This window comes from Brevundimonas diminuta (assembly GCF_039673845.1).
Classification (GTDB): Bacteria; Pseudomonadota; Alphaproteobacteria; order Caulobacterales; family Caulobacteraceae; genus Brevundimonas; species Brevundimonas diminuta_E.
Genome location: NZ_JBDJMK010000005.1, coordinates 47,598 through 67,617 on the forward strand (window position 1 = coordinate 47,598; position 20,020 = coordinate 67,617).

Annotated in this window: 20 protein-coding genes; 9 read left to right on the forward strand and 11 right to left on the reverse strand. The window is 67.3% G+C overall.

From position 1 onward, the window contains the following. The first annotated feature begins 73 nt into the window (after positions 1-73). The 8 genes from mutM to gyrB all read left to right on the forward strand — a co-directional run bounded on the left by mutM (position 74) and on the right by gyrB (position 9,886). Positions 74-937, forward strand: a complete 864-nt coding sequence (mutM, locus tag ABE454_RS06515; protein WP_346530235.1) for a bifunctional DNA-formamidopyrimidine glycosylase/DNA-(apurinic or apyrimidinic site) lyase — start codon at positions 74-76, stop codon at positions 935-937. Positions 938-1,001: 64 nt separating this feature from the next. Further along, positions 1,002-1,787: an enoyl-CoA hydratase gene (locus ABE454_RS06520; protein ID WP_346530237.1), complete on the forward strand. Its 786-nt coding sequence runs from the start codon at positions 1,002-1,004 to the stop codon at positions 1,785-1,787. A gap of 166 nt (positions 1,788-1,953) precedes the next feature. After that, complete coding sequence (gene rpsT / locus ABE454_RS06525) at positions 1,954-2,223, forward strand: 30S ribosomal protein S20 (RefSeq protein WP_024355020.1); 270 nt, start codon at positions 1,954-1,956, stop codon at positions 2,221-2,223. Positions 2,224-2,738: 515 nt separating this feature from the next. Beyond that, positions 2,739-4,154 (forward strand): chromosomal replication initiator protein DnaA, encoded by a 1,416-nt coding sequence (gene dnaA / locus ABE454_RS06530; protein ID WP_346530238.1) that lies wholly within the window; start codon positions 2,739-2,741, stop codon positions 4,152-4,154. A 203-nt stretch (positions 4,155-4,357) separates the two neighbouring features. Continuing rightward, positions 4,358-5,476 (forward strand): DNA polymerase III subunit beta, encoded by a 1,119-nt coding sequence (gene dnaN, locus ABE454_RS06535; RefSeq protein WP_346530239.1) that lies wholly within the window; start codon positions 4,358-4,360, stop codon positions 5,474-5,476. Positions 5,477-5,479: 3 nt separating this feature from the next. Continuing rightward, positions 5,480-5,980: an STM3941 family protein gene (locus ABE454_RS06540; protein WP_346530240.1), complete on the forward strand. Its 501-nt coding sequence runs from the start codon at positions 5,480-5,482 to the stop codon at positions 5,978-5,980. A 43-nt stretch (positions 5,981-6,023) separates the two neighbouring features. Continuing rightward, the gene (recF, locus tag ABE454_RS06545; protein ID WP_346530242.1) at positions 6,024-7,151 is read left to right on the forward strand and encodes a DNA replication/repair protein RecF; all 1,128 of its coding nucleotides are present in this window, start codon (positions 6,024-6,026) and stop codon (positions 7,149-7,151) included. Positions 7,152-7,456: 305 nt separating this feature from the next. After that, positions 7,457-9,886 carry a DNA topoisomerase (ATP-hydrolyzing) subunit B gene (gene gyrB, locus ABE454_RS06550; protein WP_346530243.1) on the forward strand — a complete coding sequence of 810 codons (2,430 nt, stop codon included), beginning with the start codon at positions 7,457-7,459 and terminating at the stop codon, positions 9,884-9,886. An 83-nt stretch (positions 9,887-9,969) separates the two neighbouring features. Here gyrB and ABE454_RS06555 read toward each other — a convergent pair whose 3' ends face one another. The 7 genes from ABE454_RS06555 to ABE454_RS06585 form a co-directional block, all read right to left on the reverse strand. Then, positions 9,970-10,869: a SphA family protein gene (locus ABE454_RS06555; RefSeq protein ID WP_346530244.1), complete on the reverse strand. Its 900-nt coding sequence runs from the start codon at positions 10,867-10,869 to the stop codon at positions 9,970-9,972. A gap of 114 nt (positions 10,870-10,983) precedes the next feature. Beyond that, complete coding sequence (locus ABE454_RS06560; RefSeq protein WP_346530245.1) at positions 10,984-12,042, reverse strand: NADH:ubiquinone reductase (Na(+)-transporting) subunit F; 1,059 nt, start codon at positions 12,040-12,042, stop codon at positions 10,984-10,986. A gap of 10 nt (positions 12,043-12,052) precedes the next feature. After that, complete coding sequence (locus ABE454_RS06565) at positions 12,053-12,400, reverse strand: phenol hydroxylase subunit P4 (protein WP_346530248.1); 348 nt, start codon at positions 12,398-12,400, stop codon at positions 12,053-12,055. Between the two features lie 13 nt (positions 12,401-12,413). Further along, complete coding sequence (locus tag ABE454_RS06570; RefSeq protein ID WP_346530250.1) at positions 12,414-13,943, reverse strand: aromatic/alkene/methane monooxygenase hydroxylase/oxygenase subunit alpha; 1,530 nt, start codon at positions 13,941-13,943, stop codon at positions 12,414-12,416. A gap of 2 nt (positions 13,944-13,945) precedes the next feature. Further along, positions 13,946-14,215 (reverse strand): MmoB/DmpM family protein, encoded by a 270-nt coding sequence (locus ABE454_RS06575; RefSeq protein WP_346530253.1) that lies wholly within the window; start codon positions 14,213-14,215, stop codon positions 13,946-13,948. Next, positions 14,212-15,228, reverse strand: coding sequence for a phenol hydroxylase (locus tag ABE454_RS06580; protein WP_346530255.1), 1,017 nt, complete (start codon positions 15,226-15,228; stop codon positions 14,212-14,214). The genes ABE454_RS06575 and ABE454_RS06580 overlap by 4 nt, the downstream gene beginning before the upstream one ends. Next, positions 15,225-15,518 (reverse strand): phenol hydroxylase subunit, encoded by a 294-nt coding sequence (locus tag ABE454_RS06585; protein WP_346530257.1) that lies wholly within the window; start codon positions 15,516-15,518, stop codon positions 15,225-15,227. Before ABE454_RS06585 ends, ABE454_RS06580 begins: the two co-directional genes overlap by 4 nt. Positions 15,519-15,675: 157 nt before the next feature. Between ABE454_RS06585 and ABE454_RS06590 the strand changes: the two genes are divergently transcribed. Next, positions 15,676-16,632 carry a LysR family transcriptional regulator gene (locus ABE454_RS06590; RefSeq protein ID WP_346530259.1) on the forward strand — a complete coding sequence of 319 codons (957 nt, stop codon included), beginning with the start codon at positions 15,676-15,678 and terminating at the stop codon, positions 16,630-16,632. Here ABE454_RS06590 and pcaD read toward each other — a convergent pair. From pcaD to ABE454_RS06610, 4 genes are read right to left on the reverse strand one after another with little or no spacing between them, the layout of a single operon-like run. Beyond that, a complete protein-coding gene (gene pcaD, locus ABE454_RS06595) occupies positions 16,613-17,401 on the reverse strand; it encodes a 3-oxoadipate enol-lactonase (RefSeq protein ID WP_346530262.1) in 789 nt (262 codons plus the stop codon). The two genes, ABE454_RS06590 and pcaD, sit on opposite strands and share 20 nt — an antisense overlap. Next, positions 17,398-18,600 carry a 3-oxoadipyl-CoA thiolase gene (gene pcaF / locus ABE454_RS06600; RefSeq protein ID WP_346530265.1) on the reverse strand — a complete coding sequence of 401 codons (1,203 nt, stop codon included), beginning with the start codon at positions 18,598-18,600 and terminating at the stop codon, positions 17,398-17,400. The genes pcaD and pcaF overlap by 4 nt, the downstream gene beginning before the upstream one ends. Positions 18,601-18,649: 49 nt before the next feature. Further along, complete coding sequence (locus ABE454_RS06605; RefSeq protein ID WP_312294609.1) at positions 18,650-19,300, reverse strand: 3-oxoacid CoA-transferase subunit B; 651 nt, start codon at positions 19,298-19,300, stop codon at positions 18,650-18,652. Beyond that, positions 19,297-20,019 carry a CoA transferase subunit A gene (locus ABE454_RS06610; protein WP_346530644.1) on the reverse strand — a complete coding sequence of 241 codons (723 nt, stop codon included), beginning with the start codon at positions 20,017-20,019 and terminating at the stop codon, positions 19,297-19,299. Before ABE454_RS06610 ends, ABE454_RS06605 begins: the two co-directional genes overlap by 4 nt. Between the last annotated feature and the right edge of the window lies 1 nt (position 20,020).

Below are 20,020 nucleotides of genomic sequence, written 5' to 3' on the forward strand. Positions count from 1 at the left end.
GTAAGGGGGCGGACGGAAAGGCGGGTCATGCGGCGACCTTCTCGCGCCGGGCCGGACGCATTAGATGTGCGCCATGCCTGAACTTCCCGAAGTCGAAACCGTCCGCCGCGGCCTTGAGCCTGTGCTGGAGGGCGCCCGTCTGACCGCGCCGCGCCAGAACCGGCCGGACCTGCGCTTTCCCTTCCCTGAGCGCTTCATCGAGCGGCTGGAGGGGGCGACGGTGCTGCGGCTGGACCGACGGGCGAAATACCTGCTGTTCCCCCTGTCGACGGGCGAGACCTGGATCACCCATCTGGGCATGACCGGCCGCTTTACGCTGGAAGGCGTCGCCCCCGGCGTGTTCGAGACGGACGCCCCTGTGGTCGGCAAGCATGAGCATATGAGCCTGACCGCCGATCGGGACGGGGTGTTAACGCGGCTGGGCTATGCCGACGCACGGCGCTTCGGCTTCATGGGTCTGATCCCGACCGAGGCGGTCGAAGGGCACGCCTGGTTCGCCAGGCTGGGGCCGGAGCCGCTGGGCAACGCCTTCTCCGGCGCCCATCTGGCCGGGGCCTTCGCGGGCAAGGCCCAGAACATCAAAGTCAGCCTGCTGGATCAGAGCATCGTGGCCGGTCTGGGCAATATCTATGTGTGCGAGGCGCTTTACCGGGCGCGCATCTCGCCGCTGACGGCGGCGGGCAAGGTCAGCCGCCCCCGGCTGGAGCGGCTGGCGCTGGAGGTCCGTCATGTGCTGGGCGACGCCATCGCGGCGGGCGGCTCGACCCTGAAGGACTTCGCCAATGTCGAGGGCGGACAGGGCTATTTCCAGCACCGTTTCGACGTCTACGGCCGCGAGCATGAGCCGTGTCGCACCGAAGGGTGCCGCGGCGTAGTGAACCGCATCGTGCAGGGCGGCCGCTCAACCTTCTTCTGCCCGCTCTGCCAGAAGGGATGAGGGGTGTTCCTGTGAGCCGCCCGAGACGCTAGACCTGCCCCGAACGAGTTGAGAGGAGCGCCTGATGGCCGACGCCTATTCCACCCTGCTGATCGAACGCCACGCGGACGGCTATGCGGTCGTCACCCTGAACCGGCCCGAGGCGCTGAACGCGCTGAACACCACCCTGACCGGCGAACTGGGCGACTTCCTGGAGAGCGTAGCCGATGACGACAGCGTGCGCTGCATCGTCCTGACCGGCTCGGTGAAGGCCTTCGCGGCCGGCGCCGACATCAAGGAGATGGCGGATCAGGCCTATGCCGACATGTATCGCGGCAACTTCTTCGCCCGCGCTCACGACCGGGTGGCGAACTTCAGGAAGCCGATCATCGCGGCGGTGTCGGGTTATGCCCTGGGCGGCGGGTGTGAGCTGGCCATGCTGTGCGATTTCATCATCGCCTCGGACACGGCCAAGTTCGGCCAACCCGAGATCAATCTGGGCGTGGCGCCCGGCATCGGCGGCTCGCAGCGCCTGACCCGCGCCGTGGGCAAGGCCAAGGCGATGGACATGTGCCTGACCGGCCGGATGATGGACGCCGCCGAGGCCGAGCGCGCCGGTCTGGTGTCGCGCGTCGTGGCCGCCGACGCCCTGCTGGACGAGGCGCGCGCCGCCGCCGCCAAGATCGCCGGTCAGTCCATCCTGGCCGTCATGGCCAACAAGGAACTGGTCAACGCCGCCTTCGAGACGACGCTGGCGCAGGGGGTGGTGTTCGAGCGCCGCCTGTTCCACTCCCTGTTCGCCTTCGACGATCAGAAGGAAGGCATGGCCGCCTTCGTCGAGAAGCGCAAACCGACCTTCACGGGGCGCTGAATCCATGACGGGGCCGGATGATGCGGGGCGCAAACCCCGGCCCCGACTCAATTCCGGCCGGATCGCGTTGACCGTCCGGGGGCTTTCCGCTATAGCCGCCCGCTCTTGAGATTTTCTCGCCGTGGACGCGTGGTTTACGGCGTTTTCGTTCGAAGGTTTTTACCCGATGGCCAACAATGCAGGCGCCCGCAAGGCGATCCGCAAGATCGAAGCGCGGACCGAAGTGAACAAGGCCCGCCGCACCCGCGTTCGCACCTACCTGCGCAAGTTCCAGGAAGCCGTCACGGGCGGCGACGTGGAAACCGCCAAGGCTGCGTTCATCACCGCACAGTCGGAACTGATGCGCGCCGTGTCCAAGGGCGTGGTTCACAAGAACACCGGCTCGCGCAAGGTCAGCCGTCTGGCCGCCCAGCTGAAGAAGCTGTCGGCCGCCTGATTTCGCAGGGGCGCCCGGACGGGTCTTCACGGCTTCGTCAATCGGCGTAATGCGGCGACCGCGGAGGGCCTGTAACGGGTCTTTCGTAAAAGAATGTAAGAATTTCAACGGCGAGGAAGCGCAAGCTCCCTCGCCGTCTTGCTGTCCGGCGCTAAGTTATTTTTAGCGATTCCCGTTCACCCGAGAGGGGAAGCCGGCATTTTCCCAAGCCCTGTCGGGGTTTGCCCGAGTCAATCAATTTAAGTGCGAATCTCGACTCGAATCAGCGTTGATCTCCGCCGTCCGGGGGGTAAGTTGAGGGGGTAACGCACTTCCGTCCTTTCTGGATGAAGACGAGGGAAATCAATGATTTCCCTCGGCGCGAGATGTCTGTCTGTGAGTACGATCCCGCTTGCGAGGCCCAGCTTCGCGAGGTGAGAGAAGTCGTCCCCGGATCCAGCGTCTTGAAGGGTGTTCGTCGGTGATAACTTTTGTGGCGGGTGTTCTTCATGATCGGGGGCGCAGCAATGTCGGGAATGACGGATCCCAACCGTATCTGGACCGAGGCGTCGGATCGCCTGAAGGCTGAGATCGGCGACGGGCCCTTCAGCTCATACATTGCGCCCTCGGCCGTGCGCGTGGACTCTCAGGGCAATCTGATCCTGGTGACGCCGACCGCCTATGCGCGCGACTGGGTGCGCAAGAACGCCCTGCGCCGGATGAACGAGCTGTGGCTGGGCCTGGATGGCCTGGCCCGCCGTCTTGAGGTGCGCTGCCGCGCCGAGATGGGTTCGGCGCCGCCGTCCGGCCTGCGCGACGCCCCGCGTCTGGCCTCGATCAGCCCCGCCCCGGCCGCTCCGGCCGCCGCGCCCGCCTTCGCCCCCGCCACCGACGGCGCCCGCGCCGTGCGCGCCGCGGGCCTGCAGGAGCGCCTGACCTTCGACAGCTTCGTCGAAGGCCACGGCAACGCCTTCGCCCTGGCCATCGCCAAGCAGGTCGCGACCTGGGCCGACGGCCACTTCAACCCCGTCTTCTTCTGCGGCCCCTATGGCTACGGCAAGACGCACCTGCTGAACGCCATCGCCTGGGAGGCCCAGCGCCTGCGCCCGGACGCCAAGGTGGTCTATCTGACCGCCGAGCGCTTCCTGTCGACCTTCGTGCGCGCCATGCAGGACCGCTCGACCGCCGCCTTCAAGGAAAGCCTGCGCTCAGCTGACATGCTGCTGCTGGACGACGTCCAGTTCGTGGGCGGCAAGACGAGCACTCAGGAAGAGCTGCTGAACACCCTCACGGCCCTGATCGAGGACGGCAAACGCATCGTCCTGTCGGCCGACCGCGCGCCGGTGGCCCTGACCGATGTCGAGCCGCGCCTGCGCAGCCATCTGGCCGCCGGTCTGACCTGCCCGGTCGAGGCGGCGGACCGCGACCTGAAGGTCGCCGTGGCCCAATCGCGTCTGAACGCCCTGGGCAAGCTGGGCGTCGTCTCGGGCGAGGCCCGCGCCGATGTGCTGGAGCATCTGGTGGACCGCACCCCCGGCTCGATGCGCGAGCTGGAAGGCGCCGTGAACACCCTGGCCGCCGTCGCGGGAAGCCGCCTGTCGGCCCTGACGGTTGATGAGGTCCAGACCCTGCTGGGCGCCGCCCTGCGCACGGGCCCCGAGCGCCGCATCACCGTCGATGAAATCCAGAAGACGGTGGCCGAACACTTCAACCTCAAGCAGGCCGATCTGCTGAGCGAGCGCCGCACCCGCGCCATCGCCCGCCCGCGTCAGGTCGCCATGTACCTGTGCAAACAGCACACGACCCGCTCCTATCCCGACATCGGCCGCCGCTTCGGCGGGCGCGACCACACCACCGTCCTGCACGGGGTCCGCAAGATCGAGGAGTTGATGCCCAAGGACGACCAGATCGCCCGCGACGTGGAAGCCCTGACGCGCAAGCTGCGCGGGTAAGCCCCCTTATCCCGCCCAACCCGCCACAACGTCCGCATCTGGATCCCGGCCTTCGCCGGGATGAGCCGATTTCAGGGGCGCCCAGCCTGTGGAAATCGGGGGCAAGCGCCTCTGCCCGTTGCCCCTTTCGCTCAATGCGCTAGTGTTCCCGCCTATATTTACGGCGGCGCTGCTTCGGCAGGGCCGCGACCGGGCGAGACCAAATGCAGCTGACCATCGAACGATCCGCGCTTCTTCGGGCCCTGGGGCACGTCCAGAGCGTGGTCGAGCGTCGCAACACCATTCCGATCCTGTCCAACGTGTTGCTGAGCGCCGGGCGCGACCGCCTGTCGTTCGCCGCCACCGACCTGGACATGGAGATGGTCGACGAGGCCGAGGCCCAGGTGAACGTCGAGGGCCAGATCACGGCTCCGGCCCACACCTTGTATGAAATAGTGCGCAAGCTGCCGGACGGCGCCGAGGTGTCGCTGACCTATTCGGGCGACGATCCGCGTCTGGTGGTGGCGGCGGGCCGCTCGCGCTTCAACTTGCCGGTGCTGCCGGCGGGCGACTTCCCGGTCATGTCGACCGAGGCGTCGGGCGCGCGCTACACCCTGCCCAAGGAAGATCTGGCCCGCCTGATCGACAAGACGCGCTTCGCCGTCTCGACCGAAGAGACGCGCTACTATCTGAACGGTCTTTATCTGCACGCCGTGGCCGATGGCGGCATTCCCCTGCTGCGCGCCGTGGCCACCGACGGCCACCGCCTGGCCTTGGCTGAGACCCCGGCGCCGGAAGGCGCGGCGGGCGGCCCCGGCGTCATCGTGCCGCGCAAGACGGTGGATCAGGTCCGCCGCCTGCTGGACGACGGCGCCGGCCCGGTCGAGGTCCAGGTCTCGGCCCAGAAGATCCGCTTCGAGTTCGGCGAGGCCAGCCTGACCTCCAAGGTCATCGACGGCGCCTTCCCCGACTATCTGCGCGTCATTCCCAAGGGCAACGACAAGCAGGCCGACATCGACAACAGCCTGTTCGCCAAGGCCGTCGACCGCGTGGCCACCATCTCGGCCGAAAAGAGCCGCTCGGTGAAGCTGGCCTTCGACAACGACCGGGTGAAGCTGACCGTCCGCAACATGGAAGCCGGTCAGGCCGAGGAAGAGGTCGAGATCGGCTATTCCGACGAACCGTTCGAGATCGGATTCAACGCCCGCTACCTGTTGGACGTCGCCGGCCAGATCACCGGCGAAACGGCTCACTTCAAATTTGCCGATCCGGCCAGCCCGACGCTGGTCCTCGACCCCGGCGACGTGGGCGTGCAGTACGTGCTGATGCCGCTGCGGGTGTAGGGCTTGTCCGATCGGCTTGTCCTCAGGCGGCCACGGCGTATTTCCGCGCTCATCCTTTTGGCTTCTGCTGTTTTCGTGGCTATCAGTCTTAGGATGGTTGTGAGCCCGGAGTCTTTTAGTCGGGGTTCGGACGAGTTTAACCTAGCGCTTGGCTGGTTCGGTCTGTTGTTCTTCGGCGCGACTGTACTTCCGGTGCTTCGTTCTCTGGTCAGGCCGACACAGCTGATTCTCACCCGTGAGGGTTTCCAGGTTCATGGGTTGCGGCTGAAGCCGATCGTGCCGTGGAATAACGTCGAGTGTTTTTTCATCTCCGAGGTGGAGAGCACGAGGTTCGTGTCCTTCACGCTGAAGGTCTCAGTGCAGTCGCCTGCGCAACGCACGACTGCGCTGACCGCATCTTCCAGTCGTGCTGACGGGAACATCCCTGCCTACCTCGAAAAGAGCGCCGACGAAGTTAGGACGCTTCTGGAGGAATGGCGGACCCAGTACCGCAAGGTGGAGTGATCTCCCACTGGCGAGCGGCACTCGCTGGGGCTAGGAGCAAGGCTTGATCACCTCCCTCGCCCTCACCGACTTCCGCTCTTACGCGGGCGCCACCCTGCCGGTTTCCGGCGGAACCGTCGTGCTGCATGGCCCGAACGGGGCGGGCAAGACCAACCTGCTGGAGGCCATCAGCCTGCTGACCCCCGGCAAGGGGCTGCGCGGGGCTACGGCGGCCGAGATGGGGCGGCGCGAGCCGGGCGAGGCGCTGGGACGCGCCTGGGCCGTGGCGGCGACGTTGCGGGCTCCGGACGGCGACGAAGTGCGCCTCGGCACCGGCGTTCAGACCATGGGGCCGTCGGCGCGGCGCATCGTGCGCATCGACGGCGAGACGGCGCCGCCCGGACGACTGCTGGACCATCTGCGCCCGGTCTGGGCCACGCCCGAGCAGGACCGGCTGTTCTCGGACGCGCGGGCCGGGCGGTTGAGGTTCTTCGACCGGCTGGTTTTCGCCGCCCATCCTGACCACGCCGCCGTGGTCTCAACCTATGAAAAGGCTCTGCGCGAGCGGCTGCGGCTGCTGACCGATGAAACGCGCGCGGCCGATCCCCTGTGGCTGGACGCGCTGGAGGCCCGGCTGGCCGAGAGCGGGGCGCGCGCCGCCGTGGCGCGCGCGGCGGCGTTGAAAGAGCTTCAGGCCGGGATCGACGCCCGGACGGATCGTCCTTTCCCTCAGGCCGATCTGGGGCTGGCCGGTCCAGCCGAGGAGATGGCGGCGGCGGGCGCCGACGAGGCCGACATCGTCGAGGCGCTGGGCGAGGGCCTGATGCGCGCCCGCGCCCGCGACGCCGCGGCCGGGCGCAGCCTGTTCGGGCCGCACCGCTCGGACCTGACGGCCCTGCACCGCGAGAAGAACCGCCCCGCCGCCGAAGGGTCATCCGGCGAACAGAAGGCGCTGGTGCTGAATCTGATCCTGGCCCAGGTGGCGCGTCTGGCGGATCAGCCCGCACGGCCGGTCCTGCTGCTGGACGAGGCTCCGGCTCATCTGGACGAAGCCCGCCGCGCCGCGCTGTTCGACGAGATCGAGGCGCTGAAGCTGCAGGCCTTCATGACCGGGACTGAGCGCCCGCTGTTCGCGGCGCTGGAGGGCCGGGCGCAGTTTGTGGCGGTCGAAGGCGGCGGACTGGCGGGATGAACGGCGCGACCTTCTCCCTCCCCTTCATGGGGAGGGTGGCTGAGGCCGTCAGGCCGAGGCCGGGTGGGGGCGGCAGGGCTATTCAAGCGCCGAGGCCAGGATCGCTCGGCCCTCCCCACCCGGTCTTCGCTTCGCTGCGACCACCCTCCCCATGAAGGGGAGGGAGAAGGGCTTAAAGGCTCGCTTTTCCCGTCGAATTTCCTATATATCGGAGACTTCGGGACGTGCTGATTTGCGCCCCTGAAACGGGCGTCCTCCGCGTCGCCACTTCCCTGTCCGTCCGCGGACCCTGAGCCGACGTTTTCATGACCGAACAGACTGCTCCCTCGCCCGAATACGGCGCCGATTCCATCAAGGTTCTCAAAGGCCTGGACGCGGTGCGCAAGCGCCCCGGCATGTATATCGGCGACACGGACGACGGCTCGGGCCTGCACCACATGGTCTATGAGGTGGTGGACAACGCCATCGACGAGGCCCTGGCCGGCCACGCCGATCTGGTCACCGTCACCCTGAACGAGGACGGCTCGGTCACCGTGACCGACAACGGACGCGGCATTCCGGTGGCCACCCACGCCGAGGAAGGCATTTCGGCGGCCGAGGTCATCATGACCCAGCTGCACGCGGGCGGTAAGTTCGACCAGAACTCCTACAAGGTGTCCGGCGGCCTGCACGGCGTGGGCGTCTCGGTGGTCAACGCCCTGTCGGACTGGCTCGAACTGGTCATCTATCGCGAGGGCAAGAAGCACAGTGTCCGTTTCGAACGCGGCGACACCGTGCGGTCGCTGGCTGTCATCGGCGACGCCCCGATGCGCGAGGACAAGGGCCGTCTGCTGACCGGCACTGAAGTCACCTTCTACCCGTCGATCGACACTTTCAGCCACATCGACTTCGACCTGAAGACGCTGGAACACCGTCTGCGGGAAATGGCCTTCCTGAACTCGGGCGTGGTCATCAAGCTGAGCGACCGGCGCGGGCCGGAGCCGGTGGAGATCCTGCTGCACTATGAGGGCGGCGTCGAAGCCTTCGTGCGCCACCTGGACAAGTCCAAGACGCCGATCCTGAAGGACGTCATCGTCATTCGCGGCCAGAAGGACGGCATCGAGCTGGACCTCGCCCTGTGGTGGAACGACAGCTACCACGAGACGATGTTGTGCTTCACCAACAACATCAATCAGCGCGACGGCGGCACCCACCTGTCGGCCTTCCGCACCAGCCTGACGCGCGTCATGGGCGCCTATATCGAAAGCTCGGGTCTGGCCAAGAAGGAGAAGGTCTCCGTCTCGGGCGAAGACGCGCGCGAGGGCCTGACCTGCGTCCTGTCGGTCAAGGTGCCCGATCCGAAATTCTCCAGCCAGACCAAGGACAAGCTGGTCTCGTCCGAGGTGCGTCCGGCCGTTGAAAGCCTGTGCACCGAGGGCCTGTCGACCTGGTTCGAGGAACACCCGGTCGAAGCCAAAATGGTGGTCTCCAAGATCATCGAGGCGGCCTCAGCCCGCGAAGCCGCCCGCAAGGCGCGCGACCTGACCCGCCGCAAATCGGCGCTGGAAATCAGCTCCCTGCCCGGCAAGCTGGCAGACTGCCAGGAACGCGATCCGGCCAAGTCCGAACTGTTCATCGTCGAGGGCGATTCCGCCGGCGGCTCGGCCAAGCAGGCGCGCAACCGCGAGAACCAGGCCGTCCTGCCCCTGCGCGGCAAGATCCTGAACGTCGAGCGCGCGCGCTTTGACCGGATGCTGTCGTCCGACACCATCGGCACCCTGATCCTGGCGCTGGGCACCGGCATCGGCCGCGACGACTTCGACGCCGACAAGCTGCGCTATCACAAGATCATTCTGATGGCCGACGCCGACGTCGACGGCGCCCACATCCGCACCCTGCTGCTGACCTTCTTCTATCGTCAGATGCCGGAGCTGATCGAGCGCGGCCACGTCTACATCGCCCAGCCGCCGCTCTATAAGGTCTCCAAGGGCAAGCAGCACCGCTACATCAAGGATCAGGCGGAGATGGACGCCTATCTGATCGAGGAAGGGAGCGCCGAGGCGACGCTGGAACTGGCCTCGGGCGAGGTGCGCGCCAGCATGGACCTGCAGGAACTGGTCCGCGAGGCCAAGGCGTTCAAGGCTCTGGTCGACCGTCTGGCCGCCCGCGCCCCGGCCTTCGCCATCGAACAGGGCGCGCTGGCGGGCCTGTTCGATGAGAACACCGGCGAACTGGCCGACCGCGCCGCGCGCGCGGCCGAGCGCCTGAACCTCTACGCCGAAGAGGGCGACGGTCCGTGGAGCGGCGAACTGGCCGCACAGGGCGGGGTGGCCTTCAACCGCGTGCGCCGCGCCGTCAGCGAGACGATCGTGCTGGACGAGGTGCTGGGCCGGTCGCTGGACGCCCGTCGTCTGGCCGAGCGCGCCGCCGCCTTCGACGGCCTGTTCTCGGCCCCGGCCGTCTATCGCCGCAAGGACAAGACCACGACCATCCGCGGCCCGCTGGACCTGCTGGCGGCCGTGCTGGACGCAGGCAAGAAGGGCATCGCCATCCAGCGCTACAAGGGTCTGGGCGAGATGAACCCGGAACAGCTGTGGGAGACGACGCTGGACGCCAACGCCCGCACCCTGCTGCAGGTCAAGGTCGAGCACGGCGACGACGCCGACGACCTGTTCGCCAAGCTGATGGGCGACGTGGTCGAACCGCGCCGCGAGTTCATCCAGGACAACGCCCTGGACGCCGCCGTCGACGCCTAGGTCAGGCCGACGACGCAGGCGGAAACCTGTAAGGCCGTCTCTCGACTGAGAGACGGCCTTTTTGCTGGACGGGCTGCTGCTGATCAGAAGCGGAAGGCGGCCTTGACCCAGAACTTGTCGCCCTGGGGGCGGTTTTCGGCGTGGAACTCGTGCTGCCACTGGGCGGTGATCGGGACGTTGCCGACGACGTAGCGGACAAGGGGGCCAAGGGCGAAGGCTTCGCCGCGGACGCCGTCGGGGCCGACGCGGACTCCGCCGATCTTGTCGTCTTTGGTCTGGCGATAATAGTAGCCGGTCAGGCCCAGCGTCAGCTTGCCGGTGGTGTAGGCCACCGCCGCGTCGGTGTGCAGGCTTTGGCCCGATTTGTAGTCTGTGTCGTCGTTGGTGGTGTTGAAGTCGTACATCACCTTAGCGGACGCTTCCCACCCGCCGCCGGGCTGGGCGTAGGTGGCGGCGAAGACCGGCTCGAAGGTCCAGTAGTTGCGGCCGATGTTGGCCAGATCGCCCGCCTTGTAGTCGCCGGTGGGAATGAAGGTGTCGACCGTGGCGACCATGTTCCAGTCGCCCTTCTTCCAGCCCAGCACCAGCGGGCTGACGATGATGTCGCCCAGTCCGAAATTGCTCTGGCTCTGGCCGCCCGCCTTCACGTCCAGATTGACGACCGGGATCAGGGCGTGGACGGCGACCGTGGCGCCCAGAAAGGTCTTGTCGCTGACGTGGACCACGCGGGCGATATTGGCGAAGGCGTTGAGCGAGAAGTCCGGGACAAGGTTGTCGCCGGCGCCGTCGTTCAGGCGGTCGGCGGTGTAGTAGTTGGTGTAGGTCAGCAGATAGGTCCCCGGCGGCGGCAGTTGCGCCACGCCGATGGATTCCGCGCCGTCGGCATAGGCCGTGCCGCGCGTTTCGCCCGCATGGGCGGCGCCTGCGAGGCCGATGGCCAGAGCGGCGGCCATCAAGGCGGTCGTGATTTTCAGTGTCTTCATTGTCGTTTCCCTCCCTTGGTTTTTGGGTGCAGGCCGCCGTCCGGCGCGGGTGCGCCGGTCGGAAACCTGACCGGTCTGGATTGCGCCGCGCCCCTCAGACGCGGCGTTTCGGCGTCAGATCTTGCGGAACAGGGGCGAGCGCGCCGTCGCCTCGGCGTCGCCGGCCGTCAGGAACCGCTCCATGAAGATGTCCCGCTCGAACAGGCGGCCCTTCATCAGGGCGATGACGCCCGCCTCGATCATCGGCGGCGGGCCGCACAGATAAGCCTGACAGCCGCTGAACCGGCCGTCGAACAGGCGTTCGGCCGCTTCGTGGACATAGCCGGTCTCGCCGTCCCAGACGTCGTCGGCCTCGGGCTGGGAGACGGCGGGGACATAGCGGAAGTTGTCGTGTTCGCTCTCCAGCCGACGGAACAGGTCGCCGAAATGCAGGTCGCACGGGCGCCGCCCGCCGTGCAGCAGGGTGATCGGCTCGGAATAGCCCTGTTCCAGCAGGTCCAGGATCATGCCCTTGGGACTGGACAGGCCCGATCCGCCCGCCAGAAAGATCAGCGGCTTCTCGGCCGAGCGACGGACGTAGAAGCGCCCCATCGGCCCGGTGAACTCCAGCCGGTCGCCCGTCTTCAGTTCGTCGTGCAGCCAGGCGGTGCCGGCGCCGCCGGGCACGCGGCGGATGTGCAGTTCGATCAGGTTCGGCTCGGCCGGACTGCTGGCGATGGAGAAGGCGCGGGCGCCCTCGATGCCCGGCAGGCGCAGGTTGACGTATTGCCCCGCCTGAAAGTCCAGCCCGGCGCCGTCCAGACGCAGCCACAGGGCCATGATGTCCGGAGTGATCATCTCGCGGTGTTCGACCTGTCCGACATAGTCGTCGACGGTGATGCGTCGGGCGTCTTCGTCCTCATCGACGTCGGCTTCGATGACGGTGTCGGCCAACAGCATGGCGCTGCAGGCCAGGGTCTTGCCGTCGTCGCGCTCGAAATCCATCAGGGCGAAGGGGGAGGCGCCGCCGTGATCGACTTCGCCCTCCAGCACCTCGACCTTGCAGGTGCCGCACAGGCCGTGGCCGCAGGCGTGGGGCAGCCAGACGCCGGCCCGAAGGCAGGCGTCCAGCAGGGTCTGACCGGGCGCGACCTCAACGGTCTCGCCGATCGGTTCGATGGTCAGGGTCGGCATCGGCGTATCCTCAGGCCGTGGCGGACGGGCCGGTCCAGAAGCGGATCAGCGACTTGTGGCCGACGCCCTGATCGGCCAGCGACAGGGCCGGATCGGGCGTCCAGTCGGCGCCGTCCAGCATCCAGCGGGCCCTGGACAGGTCGACATCGGCCCATTCCGGATCCACCGCATAGAGAGACGGCAGGATCTCGCCGGTCAGGGCGGCGAAGGGCGTCTGCGGCGGCAGGGGCAGGGTGATCGCAGAGCAGAAGTTCAGATGCTCCTCCCAGTGGACATAGACCAGCTGGGCGCCGTGGAAGTTCTCGACGCGGTCGCGGACGGGGCCGGTGTAACCGGGCTGCAGGCTTGCGGTGGCCATGGGGCTGTCCTCCTTATTCCGCGGCGACCGGGAAGGCGGGGCGGCGCCCCTCCATCCAGCGGTTCCACTGCTCTTCTTCGGGGGACCCGGCGTAGTCCATGTTATCGGCGCCCTGATTGATGTGATACCAGTCCAGCACCTCGGGCAGGGTCGCCCCGCCGCAGTTGCCCTGGAAGATCTGGTGCACCGGCAGCCAGGCCTGGGCGTACTTCTCCGGCTCATGGTCGAAGATGTCCTTGCAGCCGTCCGAACAGGTGTGGAACTTGTCGCCGCCGTGTTCGGAGACGCGGAAGCTGATGGTGTTCGGATCGCCGACCTCGGTGAAGGCCATCGGGATCTGGCAGACCTGACACAGCTGGGGCAGGCCGTCGTTGTAGAAGCGTTTGCCTTCCTCGGCCTGTTCGCGCCACTTGCGATAGCGCGGCTCATAGTGCTGGGCGAAGGTGTCGGGATACTTCTCGCGCAGCCAGGCCATGTGGGCCTCGTCGATGTCCCAGGTGTGCATGCCGGCGGCGTGGGTGTAGTTGTAGAAGACGCCCCACGCCTGGTGCGTCATGTGGCCCTTTTCGGCCTTGGCGACGTCGGCGTATTTCGGCTCGCGGATGCCATAGCGGGCCAGGTCGGCGAACAGGGCGCCGCCCGCCTGCTCATAGTAGGTCTCCCACGCCTCGCCCCAGGACATGACCTTCTTGGGCAGCATGTAGTCCATCATCATGCCGACCAGCGACAGCAGGCGGTATCCGCGCCAGAACCACTTATCGATCCAGCCCTGGACGATCGGCACATTGGCCTCGTCCTGCTCCAGCAGGAAGCGGACGGCTTCGAGGCCCAGGGTCATGTGGCGGCTCTCGTCCGACTGGGCCGAGAAGCCGAACGTCACCGTCGCCATGTCGCCGTTGTAGGCCGCGCCCGACATGAAGGGCACGAACAGCAGATTGGTCAGGACGTATTCGAAGGCGAAGCTGATCGCCGTCATGAACTCGAACGGCCCGGCGCTGGTCGCGTCGTCGAAGAAGGACTTGGGCACCGACAGATACCACAGGCGGTCATGCATGTGGGTGAAGTCGTGGATGCCGTCGAAATACTTGTTGTAGTGGCTGATGGTGTGGATCTGCGTCTGGCAGTGACGCAGTTCGTCGATCGACTGCATCTGCGCCGCCACGCGCAGGCCCGCGCCCGGCAGGTGCCGCGCCAGGTGGGCGAAGTGGCGGTGCGCCTGATACTCCAGCGGCGTCACGCCCTGGATGAACAGCTTGACCGCATTCAGATAGCGGGCGTCGGTGATGCCCAGCTGGCCGTTGTTCTGGGCCATGGAGTCGATGACGGCGTAGAGCTTGCGCTCCTTCTCCGCCTGGAACTTCCAATAGGCGTCCATGGTCAGCTTGAAGGGGTCTTCCCAGGCGTCCCAGTCGTGGATCTTGATCCCCTCGTATTTGGCGAAGGGGAAGATGTCGTCGGCCTTCTGATAGGTGGGGTCCCAGTCCAGACCGCGCGTATAGGCGCCGTATTTCTGCTTCAGGCTCAGTTTGCGGGGGGGTGTCATGCCTACCTCCAGAAAATGGCGAAAACGCCGTCGTCCTCGTCCACCGAACCGGACAGGGAGATGACGCTGAGATGGATTTCCTGCGGATCCCAGTCGCGGCCCAGACGCTCGGAGACGCTGTCGGCGCGGATCTCCAGGCGGCCGGGACAGTCGATCTTGGTCATGGCCGGGAAGGGGTTGCTCTTGGCTTCGGGATTGTCGGCCAGGATGGCCTCGACGATGGCGAAACCGTCCTGAGTGTTCTGCAGGGTGATGGAGACGGGTTTGGTCATGCCGCCATCTCCCGCGCTTCCAGGGCGTTCAGGCCGACCATCCGTTCGCGCAGGCGTGCGCCGACCGCATCGACGGCAGCGTCGCCTTCGGCGCCCAGCACCATGGCGGCGATGGGGCGGACGGCCTCTTCGGCGCGGACGGACCAGCGCTCGAACCACTCGCCCAGAACGATGCGATTGGCCTCGGACTCTGCGGCGGCGGCCTTGATGACGGCGTCGGTCCAGCGGCTGTTGTCGGCGTACCAGTCGCCCAGGAAGCTGGTCATCATCGAGAAGGCGGCGCCGTTATGGGCCGCGCCTGCACGGTCGAAGGCGCCCGTCGCCAGCGGATAGATATAGCCGTCCAGCACGATCAACTGGGCGACATAGAGCTCGAACCAGTCATGGACGACCAGCTGATCCTCGGCCAGGCGGCGCATCGGCTGCCAGACGTCGGCCTCCAGCCACTGGGTCTTGGCCTCTTTCAGGGCGCTTTCCGTGCCCTGGCCCAGCAGCAGGCCGATACGCGAAATGACCTGGGCGATGCCCAGACGGTCGGCGCCGCAGAAGGCCGCCGCCGAGGTGATCTGCGTCCCATAGCCCCAGTCGGCGATCAGCTGGCAGTTCATGTTCGCTGCCCATTCCACATGGCGCAGCGGCAGCAGCCAGGCGGCGAACAGGTCGCGTCCTTCGGGGGCGACGCTGGCGATCAGGTCGCGCTTCTCGACGAAGTTTACGGCGTCGTCGAACGACTGCTGCATGGCCGCGCGGCTGATGTTGTAGGAGGCGTAGTAGAACTGGCGCGGGTCGCGGAAGACGTACCAGTCGTTCATCACGATGCGCGTGCGGCGCGGATCGTACAGTTCGAACTGCGGCGAATAGGTCGGCCGATAGTGGAAGTTGACCATCGGCTGCACGTCATAGGTCGCCTCTTCATAACGCGAGGCGGGCTTGTCGACGCCGAAACGCCGCGCGATGTGCGAGAAGGTGTGACGCCGCGGCGTGATCGCCTCAGCTTTGAGGTCGATATTCATTGTGACGCTCCAACAGGCTCAGGGGCGACGGCGGGGCCGTCCTTGACGAGGCGCAGCACGGCGTGGCTGGCGGCGGGATCGGCGGCGGTCACCAGACAGCCGTTCTCAAGGCAGAACTCCTTGAAGGCGGCGCGCGGCAGGACCAGTTCGACGCTCAGGTCCGGGTCGCCGTAGATGAAGTCGAACTCCACGATGCCGCTGTCCGTCAGGTTGCGGACGACGGTCTGGAGCTTGGGGCGACCGCCCGAAAACAGGCTGGGTCGCGTGATCGGGCTGGGCGCCGCTGTCATGGTCGTTTCCTGGGTTGGGCCGCTTTGGCGCGGCTCGTTGCTTGATCCCTGAAACGAAGACTGTCCGAGGGTCTGATAATGGGCCAATACAAAAAGGGCAGGGTCTGATGCCTTTCCGGTATTGCCTTGCGGGCGGGCGTCAGGCTCTGATGTTGGAATGAAACGCTCGCCGAAGGCCGAACCCCTGCCGCGCGCCGTCCTTTCGGGCGTCGATGTGCGGCGTTTGCGCTATTTTCTTGCCGTGGCCGAAGAACTGCACTTCGGCCGGGCGGCCGAGCGGCTGTATATCGCCCAGCCCGCGCTCAGCCGTCAGATCGCCAGCCTTGAGAACGCCATCGGCGCCCTGCTGTTCGACCGCAGCCGCAGCGTCATCCAGCTGACCCCGGCGGGCGAGGCCCTGCTGCCGCGCGCCCGCGACATTCAGGCGCGGGTGGCCGACGCCGTGCGCGTGGCGCGCCGCGCGGCCGAGGGGCTGGTCGGGGTGATCCAGGTGGGCTTCGTCGGCTCGGCGACCTTTTCCATCCTGCCGGGCGTGTTCAACGCCTATCGCGAACAGTATCCCGAGGTCGAACTGGTGCTGCACGCCATGAACACCGCCGAACTCAGGGTGGCGCTGCGCGACCGCTCCATCGACGTGGCCTTCGCCCGCCCCGGCATTCAGGATCCCGACATCGTCAGCGAGGTGGTCCAGCGCGAGCCGCTGATCGTGGCTCTGCCGGACACCGACGTGCTGGCCGAACAGAGCCACATCGCCCTGGCCGATCTGGCGGTGCGGCCCTTCATTCTTTACCCGCGCCAGCCTCGGCCCAGCTTCGCCGACCATGTGCTGGACCTGTGCCGGGCCGAGGGCTTCACCCCCGAGATCGCGCAGGAGACGCTGGAGATCCAGACCGCCCTCTCGCTGGTGTCGGTGGGGGCGGGGGTGTCGCTCGTGCCGGAATCGACGTCGGAGGCCCAGCTGCACGGCGTCGCCTATCGCCCCCTGCTGGGCGAGGAAAGGGAGACGCAGCTGAGCCTGGCCTATCTGCGCGACAACCGGTCTTCGGTGCTGGGCGGCTTCTGCGCCCTGGTGCGCGAACGCACCCGCAGCCAGATCAGGCCGAGAGGAAGCTGAGCACGGCCCCGGCGAAGAGGTCGGGCTGTTCGACGTTCGACAGATGGGCGCCGTCCAGCACCTTCAGCTGGGCCTCGGGGATGGCCTTCACCAGGGCGGCGGCGTGGTCGGGCGGGGTGGCCGGATCGGCGGCGCCCGAGATGACCAGCGTCGGCGTCGTTATCAGTCTGCCCAGCCGTCTTAAGTCCATGTCGCGGATGGCGGCGCAGCACCCGGCGTAACCCTGCGGCGAGGTGGCCAGAAGCCCGGCCTCGATGACGGCGACCGGATCGGGCGCGCGGGCGGCGAAGTCCGGCGTGAACCAGCGCGCGACCGAGGCCGCCGCCAGCGGCGCCATCCCCTGCGACAGGGCGCTGGCGATCCGCGCATCCCAGGCCGAGGGCGGCCCCATGAAGGCCGAGGTATTGGCCAGCACCAGCCGCTCCAGCCGTTCGGGCGCGCGCACGCCCAGCCACTGGCCGACCATGCCGCCCAGCGACAGGCCGCAGAAGGCGACGCGCTCAAGCGCCAGCGCGTCCAGCAACTCCACCACGTCGCGGCCCAGCCGGTCGAGACCATAGGCGCCCGCCGGCGCGTCCGAGGCGCCATGCCCCCGGCTGTCATACCGCAGCACCCGGAAGCGGGCCGAGAAGGCGGCCATCTGGGCGTCCCACATCTCCATCCGCGTGCCCAGAGAGTTGGACAGCAGCAGCACGGGCGCGTCTTCAGGGCCGTCAAACCGATAAGCCAGACAGCAGCCGTCGCCGAGGGTGACGTATTGCTCGCTCATACCCGCTCCACGATCATGCCGATGCCCTGACCGACGCCGATGCACATGGTGCACAGGGCGTAGCGGCCGCCGGTGCGATGAAGCTGCTCCACCGCTGTCATGACGATGCGGGCCCCCGACATCCCGAGCGGATGGCCCAGGGCGATGGCGCCGCCGTTGGGGTTCAGGCGTGGATCGCGCGGATCGACCTCAAGCTCCTGCAGCACGGCCAAGGCCTGCGCGGCGAAGGCCTCGTTCAGCTCGATGACGTCCATGTCGGCCATGCTCAGGCCGGTGCGGGCGAACAGTTTGCGCGCCGTCTCGACCGGGCCGACGCCCATGATGCGCGGCGCCACGCCCGAGGCCGCCATGGCGACGACGCGGGCGCGCGGCGTCAGGCCGTGGACGCGGGCGGCGGCCTCGGAGGCGACGATCATCGCCGCCGCTCCGTCATTGAGGCCCGAGGCGTTGCCCGCCGTCACCGTGCCGTTCGGCCGCACGACCGGCTTCAGCTTTGCAAGCGCGTCGAGCGACGTGGCGCGCGGATGCTCGTCCACGGCGAAGACGACGGGGTCGCCGCGCCGCTGGGGCACGGAAACGGGCGTGATCTCGGCGTCGAAACGGCCAGAGGCCAGGGCGTTGGCGGCCTTGGTCTGGCTATCGAGGGCGAAGGCGTCCTGCGCCTCGCGGGTGATCGCCCACTGTTCGGCGACGTTCTCGGCCGTCTGCGGCATCGTATCGACGCCATAGGCGGCGCGCAGGGCCGGGTTGATGAAGCGCCAGCCCATCGTCGTGTCTTCGATCGTCTGGGCGCGGTCGAAGGCGGTCGCGGCCTTGCCCATCACATAGGGGGCGCGGGTCATGCTCTCGGCGCCGCCCGCGACCATCAACTCGGCCTCGCCCGCGCGGATGGCCTGCGCGGCCAGCCCCACAGCGTTGAGGCCCGATCCGCACAGGCGGTTGATCGTCGATCCCGGCACGGTCTCGGGCAGGCCCGCCAGCAGCACGGCCATGCGCGCGACGTTGCGGTTGTCCTCGCCCGACTGGTTGGCGCAGCCCAGGATGACGTCCTCGACGGCGCTCCAGTCCAGCGCAGGGTTGCGTTCGGCCAGCGCCCGCAGCGGGATCGCCGCCAGATCGTCGGCGCGCACCGCCGACAGCCCGCCGTTCAGCCGCCCGACAGGCGTGCGGACGGCGTCGCAGATGAAGGCTTCGGTCATATGGCTTGCCCTATCGCTCGCCGCGCGGCGGCTCCCTGCATGAGGGCGGTCATGCCGCCGCCGCCGCGATGGCCAGCGGGGCGCCGGTCTTGGCCGTGATCTCCTCGACCGTGACGCCGGGCGCGGTCTCGATCAGCGTCAGGCCGCCCTGTTTGCGGTCGACGGCGATGACGCCCAGATCGGTGATGATCAGGTCCACGACCTTGCGGCCGGTCAGGGGCAGGGCGCATTGCTCCAGAATCTTGGGCGAGCCGTCCTTGGCGACGTGGTCCATCACGACGACGATGCGCTTGACCCCGGCGACCAGATCCATGGCGCCGCCCATGCCCTTCACCATCTTGCCGGGGATGGTCCAGTTGGCCAGATCGCCGTTGGCGGCGACCTCCATCGCCCCCAGCACGGCCATGTCGATATGACCGCCCCGGATCATGGCGAAGCTGTCCGCCGACGAGAAGAAGCTGGAGGTCGGCAGCACCGTCACCGTCTGCTTTCCGGCGTTGATCAGGTCGGGGTCCGCCTCGCCCTCATAGGGAAAGGGCCCGATGCCCAGCAGGCCGTTCTCGCTTTGCAGCGTGACGCGGACGCCTTCGGGCACATGGTTGGCGACCAGCGTCGGTATGCCGATGCCCAGATTCACATAGTAGCCGTCGCGCAGTTCCTGTCCGGCGCGGGCGGCCATCTCGTCGCGGGTCCAGCTCATGCCGAGGCCTCCTCGCGCGGACGGGTCGTCAGCTTCTCGATGCGCTTTTCGTTGATGGTGCTCAGGACGATGCGGTCGACATAGATGCCCGGCGTGTGGATGGCGTCGGGATCGAGGGCGCCTTCGGGGACGATCTCCTCGACCTCGACCACGGTGGTCTTTCCGGCCGTCGCCATGTTCGGATTGAAGTTGCGCGCCGTCTTGCGGAACATCAGGTTCCCGGCCGGATCTGCCCGCCAGGCCTTGATGATCGACAGGTCGGCGCGCAGCCAGGTTTCGCGCACATAGTCTTCGCCCTCGAAGGTCTCGACGGGCTTGCCCTCGGCGACAACGGTGCCGACGCCGGTCTTGGTATAGAAGGCGGGGATGCCTGCGCCCCCCGCCCGGATGCGTTCGGCCAGAGTGCCCTGCGGGTTCAGTTCCAGCTCCAGCTCGCCGGACAGATACTGCTGCTCGAACAGCTTGTTCTCGCCGACATAGCTGGAGATCATCTTCTTCACCTGACGGCTCTCCAGCAGCATCCACAGGCCGAAGCCGTCGGCGCCCGCATTGTTGGAGATGACGGTCAGCCCGCCGACCCCGGAAGCCCGGATCTCGGGGATCAGGCTCTCGGGGTTGCCCGAGAGCCCGAAGCCGCCGGACATGATGGTCATGCCGTCGAACAACAGGCCCTCGAGCGCGGCGCGGGGAGAAGCGAAAATCTTGGACACGAACCGCAGG

Bases quoted from the DNA above. Each gene is read 5' to 3' on its own strand.
- mutM (WP_346530235.1), top strand. From the start codon at position 74: ATGCCTGAACTTCCCGAAGTCGAAACCGTCCGCCGCGGCCTTGAGCCT.
- ABE454_RS06520 (WP_346530237.1), top strand. From the start codon at position 1,002: ATGGCCGACGCCTATTCCACCCTGCTGATCGAACGCCACGCGGACGGC.
- rpsT (WP_024355020.1), top strand. From the start codon at position 1,954: ATGGCCAACAATGCAGGCGCCCGCAAGGCGATCCGCAAGATCGAAGCG.
- dnaA (WP_346530238.1), top strand. From the start codon at position 2,739: ATGACGGATCCCAACCGTATCTGGACCGAGGCGTCGGATCGCCTGAAG.
- dnaN (WP_346530239.1), top strand. From the start codon at position 4,358: ATGCAGCTGACCATCGAACGATCCGCGCTTCTTCGGGCCCTGGGGCAC.
- gyrB (WP_346530243.1), top strand. From the start codon at position 7,457: ATGACCGAACAGACTGCTCCCTCGCCCGAATACGGCGCCGATTCCATC.
- ABE454_RS06555 (WP_346530244.1), bottom strand. From the start codon at position 10,869: ATGAAGACACTGAAAATCACGACCGCCTTGATGGCCGCCGCTCTGGCC.
- ABE454_RS06560 (WP_346530245.1), bottom strand. From the start codon at position 12,042: ATGCCGACCCTGACCATCGAACCGATCGGCGAGACCGTTGAGGTCGCG.
- ABE454_RS06565 (WP_346530248.1), bottom strand. From the start codon at position 12,400: ATGGCCACCGCAAGCCTGCAGCCCGGTTACACCGGCCCCGTCCGCGAC.
- ABE454_RS06570 (WP_346530250.1), bottom strand. From the start codon at position 13,943: ATGACACCCCCCCGCAAACTGAGCCTGAAGCAGAAATACGGCGCCTAT.
- ABE454_RS06575 (WP_346530253.1), bottom strand. From the start codon at position 14,215: ATGACCAAACCCGTCTCCATCACCCTGCAGAACACTCAGGACGGTTTC.
- ABE454_RS06580 (WP_346530255.1), bottom strand. From the start codon at position 15,228: ATGAATATCGACCTCAAAGCTGAGGCGATCACGCCGCGGCGTCACACC.
- ABE454_RS06585 (WP_346530257.1), bottom strand. From the start codon at position 15,518: ATGACAGCGGCGCCCAGCCCGATCACGCGACCCAGCCTGTTTTCGGGC.
- ABE454_RS06590 (WP_346530259.1), top strand. From the start codon at position 15,676: ATGAAACGCTCGCCGAAGGCCGAACCCCTGCCGCGCGCCGTCCTTTCG.
- pcaD (WP_346530262.1), bottom strand. From the start codon at position 17,401: ATGAGCGAGCAATACGTCACCCTCGGCGACGGCTGCTGTCTGGCTTAT.
- pcaF (WP_346530265.1), bottom strand. From the start codon at position 18,600: ATGACCGAAGCCTTCATCTGCGACGCCGTCCGCACGCCTGTCGGGCGG.
- ABE454_RS06605 (WP_312294609.1), bottom strand. From the start codon at position 19,300: ATGAGCTGGACCCGCGACGAGATGGCCGCCCGCGCCGGACAGGAACTG.